Source organism: Pseudomonas sp. DR208 (genome assembly GCF_019823005.1).
Taxonomy (GTDB): Bacteria; Pseudomonadota; Gammaproteobacteria; order Pseudomonadales; family Pseudomonadaceae; genus Aquipseudomonas; species Aquipseudomonas extremorientalis.
Genome location: NZ_CP081944.1, coordinates 444,707 through 467,584, shown reverse-complemented (window position 1 = coordinate 467,584; position 22,878 = coordinate 444,707). Strand labels below are relative to the sequence as shown.

At 61.0% G+C, this 22,878-nt stretch carries 18 protein-coding genes; 15 read left to right on the top strand and 3 right to left on the bottom strand.

Translation table 11 applies throughout. The features are described from left to right. Window positions 1-69: 69 nt before the first annotated feature. Window positions 70-960: a LysR family transcriptional regulator gene (locus tag K5K89_RS02070; protein WP_222540770.1), complete on the bottom strand. Its 891-nt coding sequence runs from the start codon at window positions 958-960 to the stop codon at window positions 70-72. Window positions 961-1,080: 120 nt separating this feature from the next. On the opposite strand from K5K89_RS02070, the gene K5K89_RS02065 reads away from it, so the two are divergent. Beyond that, a complete protein-coding gene (locus K5K89_RS02065; RefSeq protein WP_071492507.1) occupies window positions 1,081-1,812 on the top strand; it encodes an SDR family oxidoreductase in 732 nt (243 codons plus the stop codon). A 44-nt stretch (window positions 1,813-1,856) separates the two neighbouring features. Further along, the gene (locus K5K89_RS02060; protein WP_231999475.1) at window positions 1,857-2,312 is read left to right on the top strand and encodes a DoxX family protein; all 456 of its coding nucleotides are present in this window, start codon (window positions 1,857-1,859) and stop codon (window positions 2,310-2,312) included. A 97-nt stretch (window positions 2,313-2,409) separates the two neighbouring features. Here the strand turns inward: K5K89_RS02060 and betT are convergent, their stop codons facing one another. After that, entirely contained in the window at window positions 2,410-4,371 is a 1,962-nt protein-coding gene (betT, locus tag K5K89_RS02055; RefSeq protein WP_165447923.1) for a choline transporter BetT, read from the bottom strand. A gap of 342 nt (window positions 4,372-4,713) precedes the next feature. Between betT and K5K89_RS02050 the strand changes: the two genes are divergently transcribed. After that, window positions 4,714-9,795 (top strand): dermonecrotic toxin domain-containing protein, encoded by a 5,082-nt coding sequence (locus tag K5K89_RS02050; protein WP_222540769.1) that lies wholly within the window; start codon window positions 4,714-4,716, stop codon window positions 9,793-9,795. A 5-nt stretch (window positions 9,796-9,800) separates the two neighbouring features. Here K5K89_RS02050 and epsC read toward each other — a convergent pair whose 3' ends face one another. Continuing rightward, complete coding sequence (epsC, locus tag K5K89_RS02045) at window positions 9,801-10,718, bottom strand: serine O-acetyltransferase EpsC (protein ID WP_222540768.1); 918 nt, start codon at window positions 10,716-10,718, stop codon at window positions 9,801-9,803. 165 nt (window positions 10,719-10,883) lie between these two features. Here epsC and K5K89_RS02040 point away from each other — a divergent pair, with 165 nt between their 5' ends. The 12 genes from K5K89_RS02040 (at window position 10,884) to K5K89_RS01985 (ending at window position 22,766) form a co-directional block, all read left to right on the top strand. After that, complete coding sequence (locus tag K5K89_RS02040) at window positions 10,884-11,879, top strand: D-cysteine desulfhydrase (RefSeq protein ID WP_092248586.1); 996 nt, start codon at window positions 10,884-10,886, stop codon at window positions 11,877-11,879. A 290-nt stretch (window positions 11,880-12,169) separates the two neighbouring features. Beyond that, complete coding sequence (tcyJ, locus tag K5K89_RS02035) at window positions 12,170-12,964, top strand: cystine ABC transporter substrate-binding protein (protein WP_222540767.1); 795 nt, start codon at window positions 12,170-12,172, stop codon at window positions 12,962-12,964. Beyond that, window positions 12,964-13,629, top strand: a complete 666-nt coding sequence (gene tcyL, locus K5K89_RS02030) for a cystine ABC transporter permease (RefSeq protein ID WP_010214112.1) — start codon at window positions 12,964-12,966, stop codon at window positions 13,627-13,629. The genes tcyJ and tcyL overlap by 1 nt, the downstream gene beginning before the upstream one ends. Before the next feature lie 3 nt (window positions 13,630-13,632). Continuing rightward, window positions 13,633-14,379 (top strand): L-cystine ABC transporter ATP-binding protein TcyN, encoded by a 747-nt coding sequence (gene tcyN, locus K5K89_RS02025; protein ID WP_071492513.1) that lies wholly within the window; start codon window positions 13,633-13,635, stop codon window positions 14,377-14,379. 371 nt (window positions 14,380-14,750) lie between these two features. Next, complete coding sequence (locus tag K5K89_RS02020; RefSeq protein WP_071492514.1) at window positions 14,751-15,515, top strand: hypothetical protein; 765 nt, start codon at window positions 14,751-14,753, stop codon at window positions 15,513-15,515. A 187-nt stretch (window positions 15,516-15,702) separates the two neighbouring features. After that, on the top strand, window positions 15,703-16,944 hold the full coding sequence (locus K5K89_RS02015) for an SfnB family sulfur acquisition oxidoreductase (RefSeq protein WP_222540766.1): 1,242 nt from the start codon (window positions 15,703-15,705) through the stop codon (window positions 16,942-16,944). A gap of 24 nt (window positions 16,945-16,968) precedes the next feature. Further along, window positions 16,969-18,162, top strand: coding sequence for an SfnB family sulfur acquisition oxidoreductase (locus tag K5K89_RS02010; RefSeq protein WP_071492516.1), 1,194 nt, complete (start codon window positions 16,969-16,971; stop codon window positions 18,160-18,162). After that, on the top strand, window positions 18,162-19,541 hold the full coding sequence (locus tag K5K89_RS02005; RefSeq protein ID WP_222540765.1) for an LLM class flavin-dependent oxidoreductase: 1,380 nt from the start codon (window positions 18,162-18,164) through the stop codon (window positions 19,539-19,541). The genes K5K89_RS02010 and K5K89_RS02005 overlap by 1 nt, the downstream gene beginning before the upstream one ends. Then, window positions 19,538-20,353, top strand: coding sequence for a MetQ/NlpA family ABC transporter substrate-binding protein (locus K5K89_RS02000; RefSeq protein ID WP_025855519.1), 816 nt, complete (start codon window positions 19,538-19,540; stop codon window positions 20,351-20,353). The genes K5K89_RS02005 and K5K89_RS02000 overlap by 4 nt, the downstream gene beginning before the upstream one ends. Next, window positions 20,350-21,465: a methionine ABC transporter ATP-binding protein gene (locus K5K89_RS01995; RefSeq protein WP_222540764.1), complete on the top strand. Its 1,116-nt coding sequence runs from the start codon at window positions 20,350-20,352 to the stop codon at window positions 21,463-21,465. Before K5K89_RS02000 ends, K5K89_RS01995 begins: the two co-directional genes overlap by 4 nt. Then, window positions 21,455-22,099 carry a methionine ABC transporter permease gene (locus K5K89_RS01990; protein WP_071492519.1) on the top strand — a complete coding sequence of 215 codons (645 nt, stop codon included), beginning with the start codon at window positions 21,455-21,457 and terminating at the stop codon, window positions 22,097-22,099. The genes K5K89_RS01995 and K5K89_RS01990 overlap by 11 nt, the downstream gene beginning before the upstream one ends. 40 nt (window positions 22,100-22,139) lie before the next feature. Then, window positions 22,140-22,766: a class I SAM-dependent methyltransferase gene (locus tag K5K89_RS01985; protein WP_071492520.1), complete on the top strand. Its 627-nt coding sequence runs from the start codon at window positions 22,140-22,142 to the stop codon at window positions 22,764-22,766. Window positions 22,767-22,878 lie beyond the last annotated feature (112 nt).

Here is a 22,878-nt window from a genome sequence, read left to right as displayed (position 1 = left end):
GACAGTTACGCGTCAAACCGTGGCGTGAACGGATGAAATTAAATTTAAGAAACCCTTCTATTACGCGGCTTAGCGGGAATTTTCGAAGACTTCGGCAAGCCAGTCGACGAACACCCGCACCCTCGGCGACAAGTGTCGGTTCTGCGGATACAACACCGACACCGGCATCGACGGCGGCGGTGTGTCAGGAAGGATTTCGCGCATCACGCCCTGCTCGATCAATTCGGCCATGCGGTAGTGCGGGCACTGGATAATGCCCAATCCCGCCACTGCGCTGGCGGAATAAATCTCGGCGCCGAACACCGACAGCGCACCCTGGATACTCACTTCCTGCAGCTCGCCGTCCACCATGAACTCGAAGGGAAACAGTTTGGCCGTGGTGCGCGAAACATAGTTCACCGCGCGGTGCTCACTCAGCTCGGCCAGGCTCTTGGGTTCGCCGTATTTACGCAAGTAGGCAGGGCTTGCGCAGGTGACCTGGCGCAGGTTGGCGACGCGTCGGCCGATCAGCGCGGAATCACCCAGGGCGCCTGCGCGCAGCACGCAATCCACGCCTTCGGCGATCAGGTCGACAAAGCGATCCGCCTCGCTGATCGACAGCTCGACCTCCGGGTAACGCGCCATGAATTGCGGCAGTGCCGGCACCACAAAATACTTGGCCAGCGTACCGTGCAAATCCACGCGCAAACGGCCCTTGGGCGCCACGCTGCGAAATGCCAGTTCGGCCTCTTCCAGCTGCGCCAGCAACTGCAAACAGCGTTGGTAATACGCCTCGCCATCCAGGGTCGGGCGCACGTGACGGGTGCTGCGTTCCAGCAGGCGCGTGCCCAGCCACGCTTCGAACTGGTTGAGGGTGTGGGTCAGGGTCGCCCGAGGCAGATTCAGGTCATCGGCCGCCAGCGTGAAGCTGGAACGCTCGTAAATCCGCACGAAAACCTTCATGGCCTTGACTTGATCCACGCTGCACTCCGTCGCGCCGATTGTTGGCGATTATTGAACAGTCAAGGCAACTCTGGCGCATTTATCGCCCTGGGTAAACATGTGAACCTGCTGCCACCCACCGTTAAAGGAACCCAGATCATGACGACTCAAGTAGCAATCATCACCGGCGCTTCCCGTGGCATCGGCGCCGTCATTGCCAAGCAACTCGCCGCCGACGGTTACGCCGTGGCCATCAACTACGCCAGCAGTGCCACCGAGGCGTCGAAGCTGGTGGTGGAACTGCGCCAGGCCGGTCACCGGGCCATAGCGATTCAAGGCGACGTCGCCAACCCCGCCGACATCACGCGCCTGTTCGACCAGGCCGAGGCACAGTTGGGCAAGGTCGACGTACTGATCAACAACGCCGGCATCCTCAAGACCCTGCCCCTTGCCCAGCACAGCGATGAGCTCTACAACCAGAATTTCGATATCCACACCCGTGGCACCTTCAACGCCCTGCGTGAAGCCGCCACGCGCCTGAACGACGGCGGGCGCATCGTCAACTTTTCCAGCAGCACCGTCGGCCTCAATTTCCCCGGCTACGCGGTGTACATCGCCAGCAAGGCGGCGGTGGAATCCCTGACTCAAGTGTTCGCTAAAGAGATGCGCGGGCGCCGGATTACCGTCAACGCGGTGGCGCCAGGCCCGGTCGCCACCGAACTGTTCCTTCACGGCAAGACCGAAGAACAGATCCAGGGCATGGCCAAGATGCCGCCGCTGGAACGCCTGGGCCAGCCGGAAGATGTCGCCCGCGTGGTGGCGTTTCTGGTGAGCCCGGCCGGTGGCTGGGTGAATGGGCAAATCCTGCGCGCCAATGGCGGGCTGGTCTGAGTCGTACATCTGGGCCAGCGATGTTCACTTTGTGGAGTTCTTTCATGCCAACCTTATCGATCCCCGCACTCGCCCCGCTTTACCGCTTCGCCGAACCCCTTGCCTACGCGCTGCTGCGCGCAGGTTTCGGGGTAATCATGCTCACCCACGGCCTGCCCAAATTGCTGGGCCGTGCACATGGTTCGATGGCCGATCCGATGGCGGCATCCATCAACCTGATCGAGAACCGCCTGCACCTGCCGCAGCCGGAGTTGATCGGCCTGCTGGTCGCGTTGTTGGAAGCGGTGGGCGGGTTGCTGTTGATCCTCGGCCTGGGCACACGGCTGGTCGCGGCCATGGTGACCGTGCAGATGCTGACCATTGCTTACTTATTGGGGCCGACGTGGGCATGGATCGACCGGGGCATCGAGTACCCGGTACTGATGGCGCTGCTAGCGTTGTACCTGGTGTTTCGCGGTGCAGGCCGCTACTCCCTGGACAATGCGTTGGGCAAGGGGTAGTCACTGCCGGCCAGCCCAGGTCTCAGAGCTGGTGATCGGCAGTGGCGTGTTCGGCGCGCCGTGAGTGGAACTGGCCCTGTACATCAGGGCCTGAACCTCAGCGCACCAGGTGCAGGAACTGCAGGTGCCGTTCGTACTGGTCGAGGATGTCGTTGATGATCTGCTCCTTGGTGTAGCCCACCAGGTCGTAGTCCTGGCTGCCCTCGGCCAAGTGCACTTCCGCGCGGTAGTAGCGGCGGTTGTTGATCTCCTTGGAGCCCATGCCGCCACGGGCGAACGACGGCGTGAAGTAGCCGCGCATCTGCACCTGGTAGACGAAGGGATGTTCCTCGCCATGGCCGATTTCCAGGCTGACGCTGTCGTTGGAAGGGTCGGGCTGGGTGACCACACTCAGGCCCTTCTCGACGAACACCGCCGTTACCTCCTCAATCGCCGGACGCACGGTTGATTCCAGGAAGCGATACACCTCATCCCGCGACGGGAAATGCACCGCCTGGCTCAAACGCTGACGCCAGCCGCCTCGGCCCTTGCGCGCCGCCGAAACCGGCGCCAGCGAATGCAACTGGGCGATCTGCTTTTGCGACTCCAGGTAGAACGCCTTGTGCAGCCCCCACATCATCAGCAGCAGGATCATCGAGAACGGCAGCGAGGTCAGTACTACCGCTGACTTGAGCGAATCAATACTGCCGGCGAACAGCAAGGCGCTGGTGACCAGCGCGGTCATCGCCCCCCAGAACACACGCAGCCATTTCGGTCCGTCTTCATCGGCGTTGCCGCCCTTGGACGACAGGGTCGACAGCACCACGGTGCCGGAGTCGGCCGAGGTGACGAAGAACACGAAGCTGATAAACACCGTGACCGCGATGACGGTTTTGCTCCAGGGGTAGGTTTCCAGCAGCAGGTAGAGGCTCATCGACGGATCATCGATGGCCGACTGGCCGAGCGCGGCCATGCCGTGGTTGAGCACCTGGTCGATGGCGCTGTTGCCGAAGATCGACATCCAGGCCAGGGTGAAACCCAGCGGGATCAGCAGCACGCCGAACACGAATTCGCGGATGGTACGACCACGGGAAATCCGTGCGATGAACAGGCCCACGAACGGCGACCATGCGATCCACCAGGCCCAGTAGAACACGGTCCAGCCACCCAGCCAGTCGCTGGGTTTGTCGTAGGCGTATACGTCGAAACTCTTGGTCGGCAAGGCGCCCAGGTAGTCGCCGATGTTCTGGATCAGGGTGTTAAGCAAATGCTGGGTAGGCCCGGCGAACAACACGAACAGCAGCAGCGCACAGGCCAGCAGCATGTTGATGTCGGACATCACCCGCACGCCCTTGTCGACGCCGGCCACAGCGACCAGGATCGCGGCGCCCATCATCAGCGTGATGAGACCGACCTGGATCCACTGGGTATGGGCAATGCCAAACAGATAATCGAGACCGGAGTTGAGGTGCAGCACCCCAAAACCCATATCCGCGCCGAGGCCGAATACCGTGGCGATAATGCCAAAGCCATCCACCGCGTAACCGATGGGGCCATTGATGCGTTTGCCAATCAGCGGGTACAGCGCCGAGCGCAACGCCAGCGGCAGGTTATGCCGGTAGGCAAAGTACGCCAGGGCCATGCCCACAAACGCGAACACGCCCCAGCCATGCAGGCCCCAGTGCAGAAACAGGATCTGCATGGCCTGGCGCGCAGCGTCGGCGTTCATCGGCGCGCCCTGCGGCGGTTGCACCAGGTGCGTCAGCGGCTCGGAGACGCAGAAGAAGAACAGCGTGATGCTGATCCCGGCGGCGAACAGCATGCCGGCCCAGGACAGGTAACTGAATTCGGGCTCGTCGTGGTCGGCACCGAGTTTTATCTTGCCGTAGCCCGATAGCGCGGTGACCACCACGAAGACCAGATACAGGGTCATCGCCAGCATGTAGTACCAGCCGACCGTGTTGGCCGCCCAGTTTTGCGCCGCCAACAGCCAGGCACCGGCCTGTTGCGGGATAGCGATGACGGTGATGCCGAACAGCAGGATAAACGTCGCGGCAAAGTAGAAGACCGGCGCATTCATGCGCACCAGGCCGCTGGATGGGGTGGACGATGCACTCATGAACGATGCACCCCAAGGATGAGGGATATGGCTGTGAAAAACGGACTCAGCAAAGGTAAGCCTCCTGTTGTGAGCGGGCAGCGAACCACCGGGTTTAACTTGAACGAGCATTCAAGTTAAACATGAATAGGCGGTCTGGGACTAATCGCAGGGCTGAGTGGTAGGTGATTCCTACACAAGCTCAAGGAAAGGTATGACGGATCGCGCTGAAAAACGTTCAGCACGCCTTTCAATATGTGCAGCCTGCCTCCTGTTGCATTCACCACAATCGAATGACCACTGCCCACCTAAGGTCATTCAGCCATGCCAGAGACATTGAAGCATTTTGATTTTATCCGGCAACAATTGCCGCCATGGTTGCGGAGCACGTCACTGCAACGTTTTGCGGCGTTGAAAAAACAGCGCCCTGACTTCACGGAACTCTATCGCAATGCCCCTGGCTCGGAGCAGCGACTGCCCTTCAAGCACGCCCTGGACACCCACTGGGCCAGCCAGAACGCGCTGGACACGCTATTCGAGACACTCACCGACATTAAGGCCTTCGCCGAGCCCTTGCTGAAAAATGCCCTGCATGACTACGGCGCTATTGATGTGTTGAATACTTCGATCCGTCTATACGCGCCGGCCACATTGCCCTGGTGGACGTTCGGGACGCACCCGGGTGTCTCCGTCCGGACAACGACGCTGCTCGACGCCGCCTTGCACAACTTTTCAGCTTCGGAAACCTTTGTCGATTACGCTTTCCTTGCGGCAGAGGATGCCCGTGGGCAGCGTGAGATACTCACGTTCAAACACAGGGTGACAGGTCAACCCCTCACCGCCGACCATTTCAAAACCGTGTGCCGAAACCTGGATATCGGTGCGCGCTATGTGCAAAACCTCACCCTGACAGTGGGGTTCGGCAATGCCTCGGTCGCCACCTCCTTCCGACAAAAAGTCATCCACAACCTGAAAGCCGCCCTCAACAGTGCCGCTCACGTGGCGCTCGCCAAAAAAGACATCACCGAAGACAGCTGCACCCTCATTCAGTCGCTGCTCCAAAGAGACGGCCCGCTTCAACTGGGCGGGCAAACGATGGACGTCTACGCGCTGAGCCTGTTGGATACACGCCTGCCGGGCATTTTCATCATCGCACCCGCACGGTTGGACGCAGCGCTTCATAAAATCCTGGTCTATATCCCTGATGACCCCGCCCACCCTCTCAAGGAATACAGCTCGGCCCCGGCCTTCGTCAAAGAGCTGACCGGTCAACTGCGTGACCGCACGCCTTCCGACGACCCATCCCGCCGCAGCTACCAGCAGTTCTTCAGCCAATTCGTGGCCCATCAGGAACGTGGGCGCTTTTTTTACCAACTCAATCAGTTGCTCTCCACTGTGCGCTGGCACGACAGAGAACCTGGGGACAGCCGCCCCAACTGGCGCCCAGAGCCGGTAGAAACACCCAACCTGCAATTTCGCACCCTGGCTGTTCGTGACGATATTCAAAACCGTGGCGACAATCCGGGCCAGGATAATCTCTGGCACTACCTCTACCGCGTCAAACTGAACAAATGCGTGAACGACGCCCGAGAGATTGCCATCTCCACAGCCTACGCCGATCGCATGGCGCGCTGGGAGTGGTGGGATAACCTGGAGAAAATGCTCTCGGACATTTTCAATGCCGCGCTCCTGGTCATCACTCCGTTCGTTCCCTTGCTGGGGGAGTTGATGTTGGCCTACACCACCTACCAGATGCTCGACGATGTATTTGAAGGCATCGTCGATTGGGCCGAAGGCTTGCAGCGCGAAGCGGCAGAACATCTGCTCTCGATCGCAGAGAACACGCTGCAGCTCGCGCTGTTCGATGCGGGAGCCAGAGTGGGTGAAATTGCCAAGGTGAAACTGTCCACGTTTGTCGAGCAACTCCAACCCGTACAGACACCTTCCGCGCAGACGCGCCTCTGGGCCCCTGACCTCGCGCCTTACCAACATACCAACCTGCGCCTGCCCGAGACCTCCATTGCGCACGAAAATGGCCTTCACCACCATCAGGGCAAGCAGATTGCGAAAGTGGAAAACCACCACTATGAAGTCCGCAAGGACCCTGTCACCCAAACGTACACCCTTGCCCATCCCAAACGCACCAGTGCCTACCAGCCTCCCGTGGCGCTCAATGGCAGCGGCGCGTGCGTGCTGGCCGGTGAACAGCCAAGGACCTGGAACAATGCTCGCCTGCTGAGACGCCTCGGGCCACAGACAAACGGTCTGACGGCCGGTGAACTGGAGCAGGTACGGCAGATAAGCGGTGTCGAGTTCGGGGATTTACGCCATATGTATGTCAACAATGAACCCACCCCACCCTTGTTGGCCGATACCCTCAAACGCTTTAACAGTGAGAAGGGCATCAGAGAGGCCGGAGACGCTATCCGTACAGGCCAGCCCCTTGACCCGTCGTCGGACTGGTTCGAACAAATGGTCACCGAGCTTGAGGGCTGGCCTCGCGACAAAGCCTTGCTGGTGTACCCGCGCGGCGATTCATCAGGCACGCCCCGTCGTTATGGCAATGCACAAGCAACAGGCGCCGATACCCTGAGCCTGAACATCGCCGATGTCATGTCAGGCAGGCTGGCGGAAAAAGTCGTGGACTACCTGGATGAACCACAACTGACCCAGTTACTCGGCAAACAGTTGCCTGAGAATGAGCGCGTACAGGCGCTGCGTGAACGGCTGGCCGCGTATGTCGAGCAGCAAAGCGCCTCCCTCGCCCACAGCGACTACTCCCGCCAGGAGGCCAGCGACGAGCCCTCTATCCAATTGCTGCGCAGCCAGTACCCGGACCTCCCCCTGAGTATCGCTCAGAGCCTGGTTCGCCATACCCGTCGTCGCCACCTGAGCATTATGAGTGAAAAGAAACGCCTTCCATTGGAGGTAAAAAACCAAGCGCGGGAGCTGGATTTCGAAGTCCGCAGTACGCGCATGTTCGAACAGCTTGTCCAGGGTACCCCGCCCTCGACACACACCGAAAACCTGGCACTCAATACCCTCAGAATTCACTCAGACAGTTTTGCGAATCTGCGTATCCAGGTGCGTGAACGAACCCCCACCGGCGACCTGAGAACCCAGGTCGGCGCAGAGGATGCCGCACACCTCAAGATCCTGGTGCGTAACCGAAAAGGCCAGTATCGGGTGTTCGACGCCGGAGGCAAGCTGATACACGGCCCAACTGACTTCTACAATGCTGTATTCCAGGCATTGCCGCCCGAGAGCTCCTTGCGCGATAGCGACACACTGCGCACATGGCTGATTGAAAAAAACAAAGCGCCCACCGAACGGCGCTTGGCCCTCGCCGAGGCGCCTATCCCCACCCATCCTGAACGTAAAACACTGACCCTGCTCGGTGGCGGCAACAGCATGAGCCGCGTGGTCGATGTCGAGGTAAATCCCGTTACGGTGCAGGGGAATATCAAACACTGGCTGCCGGGGATGTCCGAGCAAGGCGTGAAACGCTTCGCTGAAAAAGCCGAGAGTGATGAAGGACGATTACAACTCGAACACCTGAAAGCCGAAGGCAAAGCCTTGGACAAGGCGCTACACGCCTATTTGCAAGACAGTACCCGATTTCCTTATCGCAACTCGCTGGAAGAGGTGCTTGCCAGGAAGGCATTTACCAGGAAGTTGAAAGAAGCCTGGCGCGAGGGGTACACAAAACTGCACGACGAGTTCAATACGGCAGGCAACGACGTGTACTTGGACCTGAGCGATACAGTGCTGCCGACTGAACTGCCCGTGCTGCCCTTTGAGTTGGGATTGGTCACGCACTTGCATATGAATGGCAGTGGGTTTGCCGCTGAACATACGCCATTCCTGGCGCATTTCCCTAAATTGAAGACGCTTGATTTAGCGGATAACCGTCTGGTCACACTGCCCGAGGCCATTGGAAACATGCGCTCGCTCAAAGCCCTTGACGTGAGCAACAACGCTATTGCCTTGGACAACACCGCTGTGCAGCAGTTGAAAAAACTGCGGCGGTTGCAGGGGCTGGATCTTTCAAAAAACCCTCTGGGACGGGTACCGGATATTAGTCACATGCGCGACCTGACGGCGTTGGACTTGTCCCACACAGGGATCAGCGAATGGCCCGCGGGCCTCTTTGCGCACGAGCGAGACGCGTCTTTTGACCTGTACCTTCGCGGCAACCCCATTACCACAATTCCAGAGGTCGCCAGGGAGTCCGCAGAGGCATTTACCGTGGCTAACACCTGGCTGGACCGCGCAACCCTCACGCCTGAAGCCAGGGCCCCTTGGGACGAGCACAAAACTGACTTTGGGTTGGACCCTTATCGCACTTACCCGCCCAAGGGCGATGCTGACTTTTGGGTGGATGACCTGGACGATGACAACCAGATACGTTTTGCCAATGTCTGGTTTGACTTGGAAAATGAAGAAGGCTCCCAGGGTTTTTTCGAAGTCATCAAGAAACTGGAGCAACCCGAGGCTTTCGAGGACCCGATGGACGAGATGCGTTACGAACAAAACCGAAGAATCCTGACCGATCAGGTGCGGCATATGCTGTTGAGCATGCACGAAGACACGATGCTGCGTCAGGAGCTGTTCAAAATGTCGAGCTTCCCGGGGCTGTGCCCGGACGCAAGCCGCCAGATATTCACCGAAATGGGGATTCAGGTCACCGCCACCACGGCCAGGCGATACAGTCGAACGCAAGCTGAACATGAAGAGACAATCACCCGTCTAGCCCAAGGCGCCGCGAGTCTCAAAATGGTGAACGATGTCGCCCGGGCGGACATCGCCAACCGTCTCAAACCTGCCAATCAAGGTGGCCAGGGACTGCGACTGTCCACCCAGGTTGTGGACGGACAGCCCGGCAGCGTCGACGAGGTGGAAGTTTACCTGGCCTACCAGACACGCCTGTCGAAAAGCCTCAACCTGCCCTGGGTCAGCGACAGCATGACGTATCGAAACACCGCCAATGTGCCCGAGTCTTCCATCATCCATGCGGGCAAAGCCGTGAAAGACTTGAGTGAAGGCGACGGACTGGTGAACCGCATGTTGCAGGAACCCTACTGGGAGCCCTTCCTGAAGGAACGCTACGCAAAAGACTACGCAGCCAACGAAGAAAACACGGTTCAACAGTTGGAAAGCCTGGAGCAACTGGATACCGAACAAAAAGCGTTTGCCCAGGCGCAGGATCTGAACGAGCAGGAGAAAACGCAAAAACGCGAGGCACTGAAGTCCCGGATCGAACAGTTACAGATCGAGGACCGAGTCGTCCCGGACCAGGTCATGTCCGAGGACCTGTACAACCAGCTCTACAATGACCTGTCGGAACGTCGCATGGAGTGGCTGCGCGAACAGACCCACCTGTCACTGGAGCGGCTTGAACGCTGACATGCTCACTTCTGCGTGCCGTCATCATGCTGCAGGTTCGCCTGGGTGATATTCGCCCCCGCCGGCACGCTGCGGGTCAGCCACACGTTGCCGCCAATGGTCGAGCCCTTGCCGATGGTGATGCGCCCCAGGATGGTCGCCCCGGCGTAGATCACCACGTCATCCTCGACAATCGGGTGGCCCTTTTGCAACTGTCCGTCCTCATCCGCCGGGAAGCGCTTGGCGCCCAGGGTCACGGCCTGGTAGATGCGCACCCGCTCGCCGATGATCGCGGTTTCGCCGATGACCACGCCGGTCCCGTGGTCGATAAAAAAACTCGGGCCGATCTGTGCGCCGGGGTGGATGTCGATGCCGGTGGCCGAGTGGGCGATCTCGGCACTGATGCGCGCCAACAGCGGCAGACCGGCGCGGTACAGGTGGTGGGCCAGGCGATGGTGAATCACCGCCAGGATGCCGGGGTAGCACAGCAACACTTCATCCACACTGCGAGCGGCCGGGTCGCCGTGGTAGGCGGCCAGTACGTCGGTGTCCAGCAGGCTGCGCAGGGACGGCAAGGCCAGGGCGAAATCCTGGATCAGGCGGATGGCGTGGGCGTTAACGGCGCTGTCGTCCTCGCCGCTCTGGCGCGCGGCGTAGCGCAGTTCCAGGCGCGCCTGGCCGAGCAGGGCATTGAGCGCCACATCCAGGGTGTGGCCGACGTAGAAGTCTTCACTTTCTTCACGCAGGTCCACCGGGCCCAGGCGCATGGGGAACAACGCGCCACACAACGACTCCAGGATCTGCGCCACCGCTTCACGCGAAGGCAACTCGCGGCCACCATGCTCACCGCTCAAGCGGCCATTGCGCGTTCGCCACTGGTCCCGGGCGCCGCGCAACTGGCTGACGATGGTCTGTAATTGCCAATGACTGGAACGCTCACTCACGGTTTTCACTCCTGACGTAATGGCGCTCACTTTACGGTATGCACCCTGGCCGCCCTTAAGAACCAATGGTGCAATACTAAGAACCATCCGGAATAAGCGATTGGCGGTTGCCCGATGAAAAGTGCCTGCCTATAGTCGCCCCATCCTCATCAACCGTGCGTAGCCATGATCAAACAACAGCTCGACCGTTTTAACCGCCTGGAACTGCTGGGTGGCGCCACCGCCCTGGAAAAACTCGAGCGGCTGTCGGCCTGGTCGGGCAGAGACATCTACGTCAAGCGCGACGACACCACACCGCTGGCCATGGGCGGCAACAAGCTGCGCAAACTCGAATACCTGGCCGCCGATGCCATCGCCCAAGGCGCCGACACCCTGGTGACCGCTGGCGCGATCCAGTCCAACCACGTGCGCCAGACCGCCGCGCTGGCCGCCAAGCTCGGCCTGGGCTGCGTCGCGCTGCTGGAGAACCCCACCGGCACCGAAGACCCCAACTACCTGGGCAACGGCAACCGCCTGCTGCTGGACCTGTTCGACGCCAAGGTGGAGCTGGTGGAGAACCTCGACAACGTCGACGACCAACTCAGTGCCGTCGCCGACCGCCTGCGCAGCAACGGCAAGCAGCCATACCTGGTGCCCATCGGCGGCTCCAATGCCCTCGGCGCACTGGGTTACGTGCGCGCCGGGCTGGAGCTGGCCGCGCAGATCGAAGCCAGCGGCATCGAGTTTGCCGCCGTGGTGCTGGCGTCCGGCAGTGCGGGCACCCACAGCGGCCTGGCGCTGGCGTTGAGCGAAGTGCTGCCGCAGTTGCCCGTGATCGGTATCACCGTATCGCGCACCGAAGAAGCACAGTTCCCGAAAGTGCAGGGCCTGGCCGAACGCACCGCCGAATTGTTGGGTGTGGATATTCCCGAGGCCTTCAAGGTGATCCTGTGGGACGAATATTTTGGCCCGCGCTATGGCGAACCGAACGCAGGCACCCTGGCGGCGGTCAAGTTGCTGGCGAGCCAGGAAGGCCTGCTGCTGGACCCGGTCTACACTGGCAAGGCCATGGCCGGCTTGCTGGACGGTATCGGGCGCCAGCGCTTCGAGGATGGCCCGATCATTTTCCTGCATACCGGTGGCGCGCCGGCGTTGTTTGCCTACAACAGCGCCTTCAACTGAATCAACGCGGACTAAATGTGGACCAACATGTGGGAGGGGGCTTGCCCCCGATGACGGAGTGTCAGCCATGACTTCTGTGACTGCTACACCGCTATCGGGGGCAAGCCCCCTCCCACATTAGAACTTCTATATATTTCTTATTGGAATATCAGATTTAATTTATATTATTTTCAAGTCTTAAAAACCGGCTTTATAGTCGCGCCGTAGGCGAAGACGCGCTACGCGCTTTAAGGCAGGATACGACTACTGCGTCACCTGCTTCGCACACCATAAAAACACAGGGGCTCTTCATGACTATTTCTGTATTCCGTCGCACGTTGCTGGTTGGCACTCTGGGCCTGGCACTCGGGGCTGGCCTGATCGGCCAGGCAGTCGCGGGTGAACAACTGGGCAACATCAAAAAAGCCGGCGAGATCAAGATCGGCCTGGAAGGTACTTACCCGCCGTTCAGCTTCGTCGATGAAAGCGGCAAGCTCAGCGGTTTCGAAGTGGAACTGTCCGAAGCCCTGGCCAAGGAGCTGGGCGTGAAGGTCAAGCTGCAAGCGACGCCATGGGACGGCATCCTCGCCGCCCTGGAATCCAAGCGCCTGGACGCCGTGGTCAACCAGGTGACCATCTCCGAAGAACGTAAAAAGAAATACGACTTCTCCCTGCCTTACACCGTCTCCGGTATCCAGGCGCTGGTCCTGAAGAAAAACGTCGACACCATCAAGACCGCCGACGACCTGGCCGGCAAGAAAGTCGGCGTGGGCCTGGGCACCAACTACGAACAATGGCTCAAGGACAATCAACCCAAAGCCATCATCAAGACCTACAACGACGACCCGACCAAGTTCCAGGACCTGCGCATCGGCCGTATCGACGCCATCCTGATCGACCGCCTGGCCGCCCTGGAATACGCCAAGAAAGCCCCGGACACCGCCGCTGCCGGCGACGCCTTCTCCCGCCAGGAAGCCGGTATTGCCCTGCGCAAGGGTGAGCCAGAACTGCTTGATGCCGTGAACAAGGCCCTCGACAAACTGCGCGCCGACGGCACCTTGAAGAAGCTGTCCGAGAAGTACTTCAACGCTGACGTCACTCAATAATGGAAGCAGGTTTCCAACTCGCGCTGGACTCCGCGCCCTTTCTGCTCAAGGGCGCGTATTACACGGTGATCCTCAGCCTCGGCGGGATGTTTTTCGGCTTGCTGCTGGGCTTCGGCCTGGCCTTGATGCGCCTGTCGCGCTTCAAGCTGGTGAGTTGGCTCGCCCGAGTCTACGTGTCGTTCTTTCGCGGCACGCCCTTGCTGGTACAGCTGTTTTTGATCTACTACGGCTTGCCGCAAGTGGGCATCGAGCTGGATCCTATCCCGGCAGCCATGATCGGCTTCTCGCTGAACATGGCCGCCTACGCCTGTGAAATCCTGCGTGCCGCTATCGGCTCCATCGAGCGTGGCCAGTGGGAAGCCGCCGCCAGTATCGGCATGACCCGCGCGCAAACCCTGCGCCGGGCCATCCTGCCGCAGGCAATGCGCACAGCCTTGCCGCCGCTGGGCAACAGTTTCATTTCGCTGGTCAAGGACACGGCGCTGGCCGCCACCATCCAGGTGCCCGAGCTGTTCCGTCAGGCGCAACTGGTGTCGGCAAGGACCTTCGAAATCTTCACCATGTATCTCTCCGCTGCCCTGATCTACTGGATTTTGGCGAGCATCCTGGCGCACTTGCAAAATCGCCTGGAAGACCGGGTCAACCGGCATGACCTGGAGTCCTGAAGCATGATCGTGGTTGAAAAACTGACCAAACAATTCAACGGTCAGGTGGTGCTCAACGGCATCGACCTGGAGGTCAAGGAAGGCGAAGTCATCGCCATCATCGGCCCCAGCGGTTCCGGCAAGACCACCTTCCTGCGCTGCCTGAATTTCCTCGAACAACCCACCAGCGGCCGCATCAAGGTGGGTGACATCGAGATCGACACCAGCAAGCCGATCAACCAGCAACAAAGCCTGGTGCGGCGCCTGCGCCAGCACGTGGGTTTTGTGTTCCAGAACTTCAACCTGTTCCCCCACCGCACCGCGCTGGAAAACGTCATCGAAGGCCCCACCGTGGTCAAGAAGATGCCGCACGATGCCGCGGTCGCACTGGGTCGCAAGCTGTTGGCCAGGGTAGGCCTGGCAGGCAAGGAAGACGCCTACCCACGGCGTTTGTCCGGCGGCCAGCAGCAGCGCGTGGCGATTGCCCGTGCGCTGGCCATGGAGCCGGAGGTGATCCTGTTCGACGAACCCACCTCGGCGCTGGACCCGGAGCTGGTCGGTGAAGTGCTGGCGACCATCCGCAGCCTCGCCGAAGAAAACCGCACCATGGTCATCGTCACCCACGAGATGAGTTTTGCGCGGGATGTGGCCAACCGGGTGATTTTCTTCGACAAGGGTGTGATCGTGGAACAAGGCGAAGCCAAGGCGCTGTTCGCCAACCCCAGGGAAGAGCGTACCAAACAGTTCCTGAGCAAGTTTCTCGCCCACTGAAGCTTTGGGTAGGCGCTGGCTTGCCTGCGATACAGCCACCTCGGTGAACCTCTCACACCGGGGCGATGCCTTCGCAGGCAAGCCAGCTCCCACACAAGCCTGTTCCTACACGAGGTGCTCATTCCAACCAGCAAAACACCCCACGGCATCCGTCCGAATATCCCCGCCTCAGTCAGACCCTTCTGAATCTCTCCAACACCGCCGTTTAGCCCTTTGCCGCCATTGACGCCCCCCGGCCAACCCTCTTATCTAGCGCCCAGAGGATTGGATCCTATCCCGGCTACTCACTGAATCGTTTCGTTCGGCCCACCGCGCACACCTGCGCCAAAGGTCCGGAGCGATTGCTGCTGGCTGCATCAAGGAGATTACTTATGACGCACCCCCTGCTCACCGCCCCGACACTGCCCCAGGCCGTCGGCAATGGCATCAATGCCCTGGCCGCCGCACACTTGCAGGTTGACATCCCACCGTATCCCGGCATGGATGAAGGCGACCTGATCGAGCTGTTCTGGAACAACTGTTTCGCCGCTTCACGTCGGATCACCACAGGCAAGATCGGCGAGTTCACTCACCTGCGAGTACCAGAGAGTTTTGTGCTGGAGGGGCCGACGCAGGTGCATTACCAAGTCATGCAGGTCGGCCACGGCCCTGCTCGCTCAGCCGTGACGCGAGTGCGTGTAAAGACCCTGTGCCCAGGCGGCCAACCCTCGCCCCTTTGCGGTGACGAAAACCAGAACCTCGCCCCCGTGGGCCTGCCCGATATCATCCGCCGCTACGGCGTCAATGCCAGCCAGGTTCGGCGCGGTATTCCCCTGACCATCGAGCCTTACCTGCACATGACCACCGGCGATGCCATCACCTTGCGCTGGGGCGATGTACGCCTGGATCTGCCGAAGATCCGGGCCAGGGAAGTCGGCCTGGCGGTACAGGTATGGGTACCTTCGACGGTGATTATCGAAGCGGGCGACGACTGCCGGCTGGAAGTCACGTACTGCATTCTTGACCGCGTCGGCAACAATTCACGCTGGGCACCCGCGCGCACCTTGCGCATCGCAGCGGGGGCACAGCCCCGCCCGGCCGGGACCGCGCTGACCTATCAGCCACGAGCGCTGGGATCGCCCTGTGAACCTGGGTGACAGACCTTCTATGCATATTCCCAAAAGTTAGTTTATTTAAATATTTAACACGCTTAGGGTATATACACCGGACCACCGGACATCTCTGATTTTTCTGTTTTTATTTCATTGAATGCGAGGTCGGTATGGTCAGGATTACCCCGGTGCGCAACGCCAGGGCATTACGTGCAGCCAAGGAGCGGCGCTGATGTCTAACTTGGCTCTAACACCCCCCCAGAATGATCTGGACGTAGCCCCCCTGCTGTTGCCGGCCACCGTGCTGCGCAACGACGCAGAGGCGCTGAAAGCTGCCCATGAGCTGGCCCAGGCGGCACGCCTGCAAGCCGCCAGGCGCGACCAGCAACGCAAGCTGCCGTGGGCGCAGATCGAGCAGTTCACCCGCAGCGGGCTGGGCAGTATTTCCATTCCCCGTGAGTACGGCGGCCCGCAGGTGTCGTTCGTGACCCTGGCCGAGGTGTTCGCGATCATCAGCGCGGCCGACCCGGCCCTCGGTCAGATCCCGCAGAACCATTTCGGCATCCTGCACCTGTTGCAGGGCGCCGCCACCGAACGCCAGAAAAAACAGCTGTTCCAAAGCGTGCTCGACGGCTGGCGCATCGGCAATGGCGGCCCGGAACGCGGCACCAGGAATACCCTGGAGCTCAAGGCGCGCATCACCGCCAACGGTGACGGTTACGTAATCAGCGGCCAGAAGTTCTATTCCACCGGCGCGCTGTTTGCGCATTGGGTCGCGGTCAAGGCGTTGAACGATGATGGCAAGCAGGTCATGGCGTTCGTGCGCCGAGGCACTGAAGGGCTGCGCATCGTTGACGATTGGTCCGGCTTCGGCCAGCGCACCACCGCCAGCGGCACGGTGCTGCTGGATCAGGTGCCGGTGGAGGCCGAACTGGTCGTGGAAAACTGGCGCATCGGCGAAACCCCGACGATACAGGGCGCCGTCTCGCAATTGATCCAGGCGGCCATCGACGCCGGCATCGCCCGTGGCGCGCTGGATGACACCATCGCGTTCGTACGCGAACGCTCGCGCCCCTGGATCGACGCCAAGGTCGAACGTGCCAGCGATGACCTGTATGTGATCGCCGACATCGGCAAGCTCAAGATCGAACTGCACGCCGCCGAAGCCTTGCTGCGCAAAGCGGGGCAAGTGCTGGACCAGGTCAGCGCCGCGCCGATCACCGCGCAGTCCGCCGCACGGGCCTCCATCGCCGTGGCCGAGGCCAAGGTGCTGACCACCGAAGTGTCGCTGCTGGTCAGCGAAAAGCTCTTCGAATTGGCCGGCAGCCGCGCCACCCTTGCCGAATTCAACCTCGACCGTCACTGGCGCAACGCCCGGGTGCACACGCTGCACGACCCGGTGCGCTGGAAGTATCACGCCATCGGCGCCTATCGCTTGAACGGTACCTTGCCGGCTCGCCATTCCTGGATCTGACCGACCAGACATCTGGAGAACATCATGACTTTCTCTCATCCCGTCGCGGTCATCACCAGCGACGAACAAGCCCTTGTTGTCGCCAGCGACCTGGCCGAAGACTTTCGCCGCGACAGCGCCCAGCGCGACCGCGAGCGCCGCCTGCCCTTGCCCGAGCTGGATGCGTTCTCGCGCTCCGGCCTGTGGGGCATCAGCGTGCCGAAGGCATACGGCGGCGCGGGCGTATCCAATGTCACCCTGGCCAAGGTCATTGCCTTGATAGCCCAGGCCGATGCATCCCTGGGCCAGATCCCGCAAAACCATTTCTACGCCCTGGAAGTGCTGCGCGTAAACGGCAGCCCGGCACAGCAAAAACGCCTGTACACCGAGGTACTCGCCGGCCAGCGCTTCGGCAACGCCCTGGCGGAACTGGGCACCAAGACCGCCCATGACCGCGTCACCAAAATCACCCGCGACGGTGACGGTTTCCGTATCAGCGGCCGCAAGTTCTATTCCACCGGCGCGATCTACGCCCAGCGCATCCCCACTTCGGTGGTGGATGAACACGGCGTGCAACAACTGGCCTTTGTGCCACGCGACAGCGAAGGCCTGAGCGTGATCGACGACTGGAGCGGCTTCGGCCAGCGCACCACCGGCAGCGGTTCGGTGGTGTTCGATAACGTGTGGGTGGCCGCGCAGGACGTGATCCCGTTCCAGAGCGCCTTCGAACGCCCGACCACCGTCGGCCCGCTGGCCCAGATCCTTCACGCTGCCATCGACACCGGGATCGCCCGTGCGGCCTTTGAAGATGCGCTGCACTTTGTACGCACCAAGACCCGCCCGTGGATCGACTCCGGCAACGACAAGGCCACTGAAGACCCACTGACCCTGAAAAGCTTCGGCCACTTGAGCATCCGCCTGCACGCCGCCGAGGCGCTGTTGGAGCGCTCGGGCGAGTACCTGGACCGCGCCCAGGCCGACAGCAACGCCGAGACCGTCGCTGCCGCCTCGATTGCCGTCGCGGAAGTACGCGCCTTGAGCACCGAAATTTCCCTGGCCGCCGGCAGCACCCTGTTCGAACTGGCCGGCAGCCAGGCGACCCTGGCTGAACATGGCTTGGACCGCCACTGGCGCAACGCCCGGGTGCACACCCTGCACGACCCGGTGCGGTGGAAGTACCACGCGGTGGGTAATTACTACCTGAATGATGAAAACCCGCCACTGCGGGGGACCATTTGATGGCGAAGAAAAAAATCCTGCTCAATGCCTTCAACATGAACTGCATCGGGCATATCAACCACGGCCTGTGGACGCATCCACGGGACACTTCGACCCAGTACAAGACGATCGAGTACTGGACCGAGCTGGCGCAAACCCTGGAGCGCGGGCTGTTCGACGGTTTGTTCATCGCCGATATCGTCGGTGTGTACGACGTGTACCAGAACTCGATTGATGTGCCGCTCAAAGAGTCGATCCAACTGCCGGTGAATGATCCGTTGCTGTTGGTCTCAGCCATGGCCGCCGTCACCAGAAACCTCGGCTTCGGCCTCACCGCCAACCTCACCTACGAGCCGCCGTATTTGTTCGCCCGGCGCATGTCCACGCTGGACCACCTGAGCCGTGGCCGTGTGGGTTGGAACATCGTCACCGGCTACCTCGACAGCGCCGCCAAGGCCATGGGCCTCACTGAACAAGTCGAGCATGACCGCCGCTACGACCAGGCCGATGAATACCTGGAGGTGCTCTACAAACTCTGGGAAGGCAGCTGGGAAGACGGCGCGGTGCTCAACGACCCCAAGACGCGGGTGTATGCGCAGCCGGGCAAGGTGCACAAGGTCGAGCACCAGGGTGAGTTTTACCAGGTGGACGGGTATCACCTGTGCGAGCCCTCTCCACAACGTACGCCGGTGCTGTTCCAGGCCGGCAGTTCGGAGCGCGGGTTGCTGTTCGCCGGGCGCCATGCCGAGTGCGTATTCATCAGCGGCCAGAACAAGGCGGCGACCAAGGTCCAGGTGGACAAGGTGCGCGCCAGCGCGGTCGAGGCCGGGCGCAACCCGGATGACATCAAGGTGTTCATGGGCCTCAACGTGATCGTGGGTGCCACAGAAGCGTTGGCCTGGGCCAAACACGCCGAGTACCTCAGCTACGCCAGCCCGGAAGCCGGCGTGGCGCATTTCTCGGCATCCACCGCCATCGACTTTGCCCAATACGAACTGGACGAGCCGATCCAGTACGTGAAGAGCAACGCGATCCAGTCGGCCACCAAGAACCTGCAGAACAACGACTGGACCCGCCGCAAATTGCTGGAACAGCACGCCCTGGGCGGGCGCTACATCACCCTGGTCGGCTCGCCCGGACAGGTCGCCGACGAGCTGGAATCGTGGATCAGCGAGACCGGCCTGGATGGCTTCAACCTAACGCGCATCGTCACGCCGGAAAGCTATGTGGACTTCATCGACCTGGTGGTGCCGGAGCTGCAAAAGCGCGGGTCGTACAAAACTGAATATGAACAGGGAACGCTGCGGGAAAAAGTCTTCCAGGGCAGCGCCCGCCTACCCGAACAACACACCGGTTCCACCTACCGACAAATTGCTTCTCTGACTGGAAATACCCAATGAAAAAGACACTGCTCACTCATCCAGTCAAAGCACTGGCCCTGGCATTCGGACTGTTCAGCTCAGCGGTATTCGCCGCCGATGCGCCGTTGAAGATCGGCACCACCGCCGCCTTTGCGATTCCTCTGGAAGCCGCTGTAGCCGAAGCCGGCAAGCAAGGCCTCAAAGTCGAGCTGGTGGAGTTCACCGACTGGATCGCACCCAACGTCAGCCTGGCTGCCGGCGATATCGACGTGAACTATTTCCAGCACATCCCGTTCCTGGAAAACGCCAAGGCCGCCGCCGGTTTTGACCTGGTGCCTTATGCGCCGGGCATCATCAACAACGTCGGGCTGTATTCCAAGAAGTACAAAAGCATCAACGACCTGCCCCAGGGCGCCAGCGTGGCGATTGCCAACGACCCGATCAACAGCGGTCGTGGCCTGCAACTGCTGGCCAAGGCGGGGCTGATCACGCTCAAGCCGGGCGTGGGCTACAAGGCCACCGAAGAGGACATCGTTTCCAACCCGAAGAAGATCAAGATCCTGCAGGTCGAGGCCGTGCAACTGGTGCGCGCCTATGACGATGCCGACCTGGTGCAGGGCTACCCGGCGTATATCCGCCTGTCCAAGACCTTCGATGCCGAATCGGCGCTGCTGTTCGACGGCCTCGACCATCCGGAGTACGTGATCCAGTTCGTGATCCAGCCCAAAAGCAAGACCGACCCACGGGTGATCAAGTTTGTGGATATCTACCAGCATTCGCCGGTGGTGCGTGCCGCCTTGGATAAATCCCTCGGCAAGCTCTACCAAGTCGGCTGGGAAGATAAAAAATGACCGCCGCCCATGCCCAACTGCGCGACCTGGGCCTGCCGCCCAGGGACGCCGAGCAGAGCGAATTGCACCCGAACCTCAATCGCGCGCATGTGCGTTTCATCAACCTGGGCAAGACCTACGACGGCACGGTGCATGCGTTGCAAGGCATCGACCTGGCGATCCAGCGTGGTGAAGTGTTCGGCATCATTGGCCGCAGCGGCGCCGGCAAGTCATCGCTGATCCGCACCATCAATCGCCTGGAACAACCCAGCAGCGGGCGGGTGCTGATCGATCAGGTGGACATCGGTGAGTTTGATGAAGACCGTCTGGTGGCCCTGCGTCGACGCATCGGCATGATCTTCCAGCACTTCAACCTGATGTCGGCCAAAACGGTGTGGCAGAACGTCGAGTTGCCGTTGAAAGTGGCGGGCGTGCCGAAGCAGCAGCGCGAGCAAAAAGTACGCGAGCTGCTGGAACTGGTGGGGTTGCAGGACAAGCACACGTCTTACCCGGCGCAGCTGTCCGGCGGGCAGAAACAACGGGTGGGCATTGCCCGTTCGCTGGTGCACGACCCCGAGATCCTGCTGTGCGACGAGGCCACCTCGGCCCTCGACCCGGAGACGACCCAATCGATCCTAGGCCTGCTGCGCGAAATCAACCGGCGCCTGGGTTTGACCATCGTGCTGATCACCCACGAGATGGCGGTGATCCGCGAAATCTGCGACCGCGTGGTGGTGCTGGAACATGGGCGCATCGTCGAGCAAGGCCCGGTGTGGCACGTGTTCGGCAACCCGCAGCATGAAGTCAGCAAAACCCTGCTGGCCCCCCTGCAACACGGTCTGCCGGACGAGTTGCAAAGCCGTTTGCAGGCCAAACCGGCGACTGCCAATGCCTCGGTGGTGCTGCGCCTGCGCTTCACCGGCAGCGATACCGACGAGCCGGACCTGGCCGCACTGTTCGGCGCCCTCGGCGGGCGCGTGCGCTTGCTGCAAGGCGGCGTGGAACGCATCCAGGGGCATGCCCTAGGCCAACTGCTGCTGGCGGTCAATGGCTCGCCCCACAGCGCGGAAGAACTGCGTAACCGCGCCGGCAATTGGGCACAACAGGTGGAGGTGCTGGGCTATGTGGTTTGATCGTTTAGTGCAGGGCGCCATCGACACGTTGTTGATGGTCGGCGTGTCATCGCTGATCGCGCTGCTGGTGGGCATCCCGCTGGCGGTGTTCCTGGTGACCAGCGACAAAGGCGGCATCTACCAAGCCCCGGCGCTGAACCGCGTGCTGGGGGCGTTCGTCAATCTGTTCCGCTCGATTCCGTTCCTGATCCTGATGGTGGCGCTGATCCCGTTCACTCGGCTGATCGTCGGCACCACCTACGGCGTATGGGCAGCGGTCGTACCCTTGACCATCGCCGCCACGCCGTTCTTTGCACGCATTGCCGAAGTGAGCCTGCGCGAAGTCGACCACGGCCTGATCGAAGCCGCACAAGCCATGGGCTGCCGCCGCTGGCACATCATCTGGCACGTGCTGTTGCCGGAAGCGCTGCCGGGGATCGTCGGCGGCTTCACCATCACGCTGGTGACCATGATCAACTCATCGGCCATGGCCGGCGCGATTGGCGCGGGGGGCTTGGGGGATATTGCGTACCGGTATGGGTATCAGCGCTTTGATACGCAGATCATGCTCACGGTGATCGTACTGCTGGTGATTCTGGTGGCGGTGATTCAGGTGGGTGGGGATCGCCTGGCGCGGGGGCTCAATAAGAGGTGAGGTATAGTCGGGTCATCGAAGACGCCCGGTATTACCCGTCATGACACTCAAACCCGACGACCTTAAGCAGATCACCTCCGCCACCCTCGGCCACTACAACAAAGTGGCCGAGGACTTCCGTGAAGGCACCCGCGATCACGATGTGAGCCAGAACATCGATGCCCTGCTGCGGCATATCCAGGGTCCGGCACCGTTTACTGTGCTGGATTTCGGCTGCGGCCCAGGGCGTGACTTGCAGACCTTTACCCGCATGGGCCATATCGCGGTGGGGCTCGACGGCTCGGAGCGGTTTGCGCAGATGGCGCGGGAGGACAGTGGCTGCGAGGTGTTGCAGCAGGATTTCCTCAAGCTCGACCTGCCTGTCGAGCGCTTTGACGGGATCTTCGCCAATGCGGTGTTGTTTCATATCCCCAAGCAGGAACTGCCACGTGTGCTCAAGCAATTGCATGGGGCGTTGAAGGCGGGCGGCGTGTTGTTCAGTTCCAACCCTCGGGGTGACAACCAGGAAGGCTGGAATGGGCCACGGTACGGGTCTTATCACGACCTGGCGGCGTGGCAAACACTCCTGACGCAAGCCGGGTTTGTGGAGTTGGAGCATTACTACCGGCCGGCAGGTTTGCCCAGGGCGCAACAGCCCTGGTTGGCGAGTGTGTGGCGCAAGCGGTAGATTTTCGTTGCCTGGTCTGACGCCATCGGGGGCGAGCCCACTCCCACAGTTTGATGTGTGAATACAGTCAACATGTGTGAGGGGGCTTGCCCCCGATGACGCCTGCTGAAGC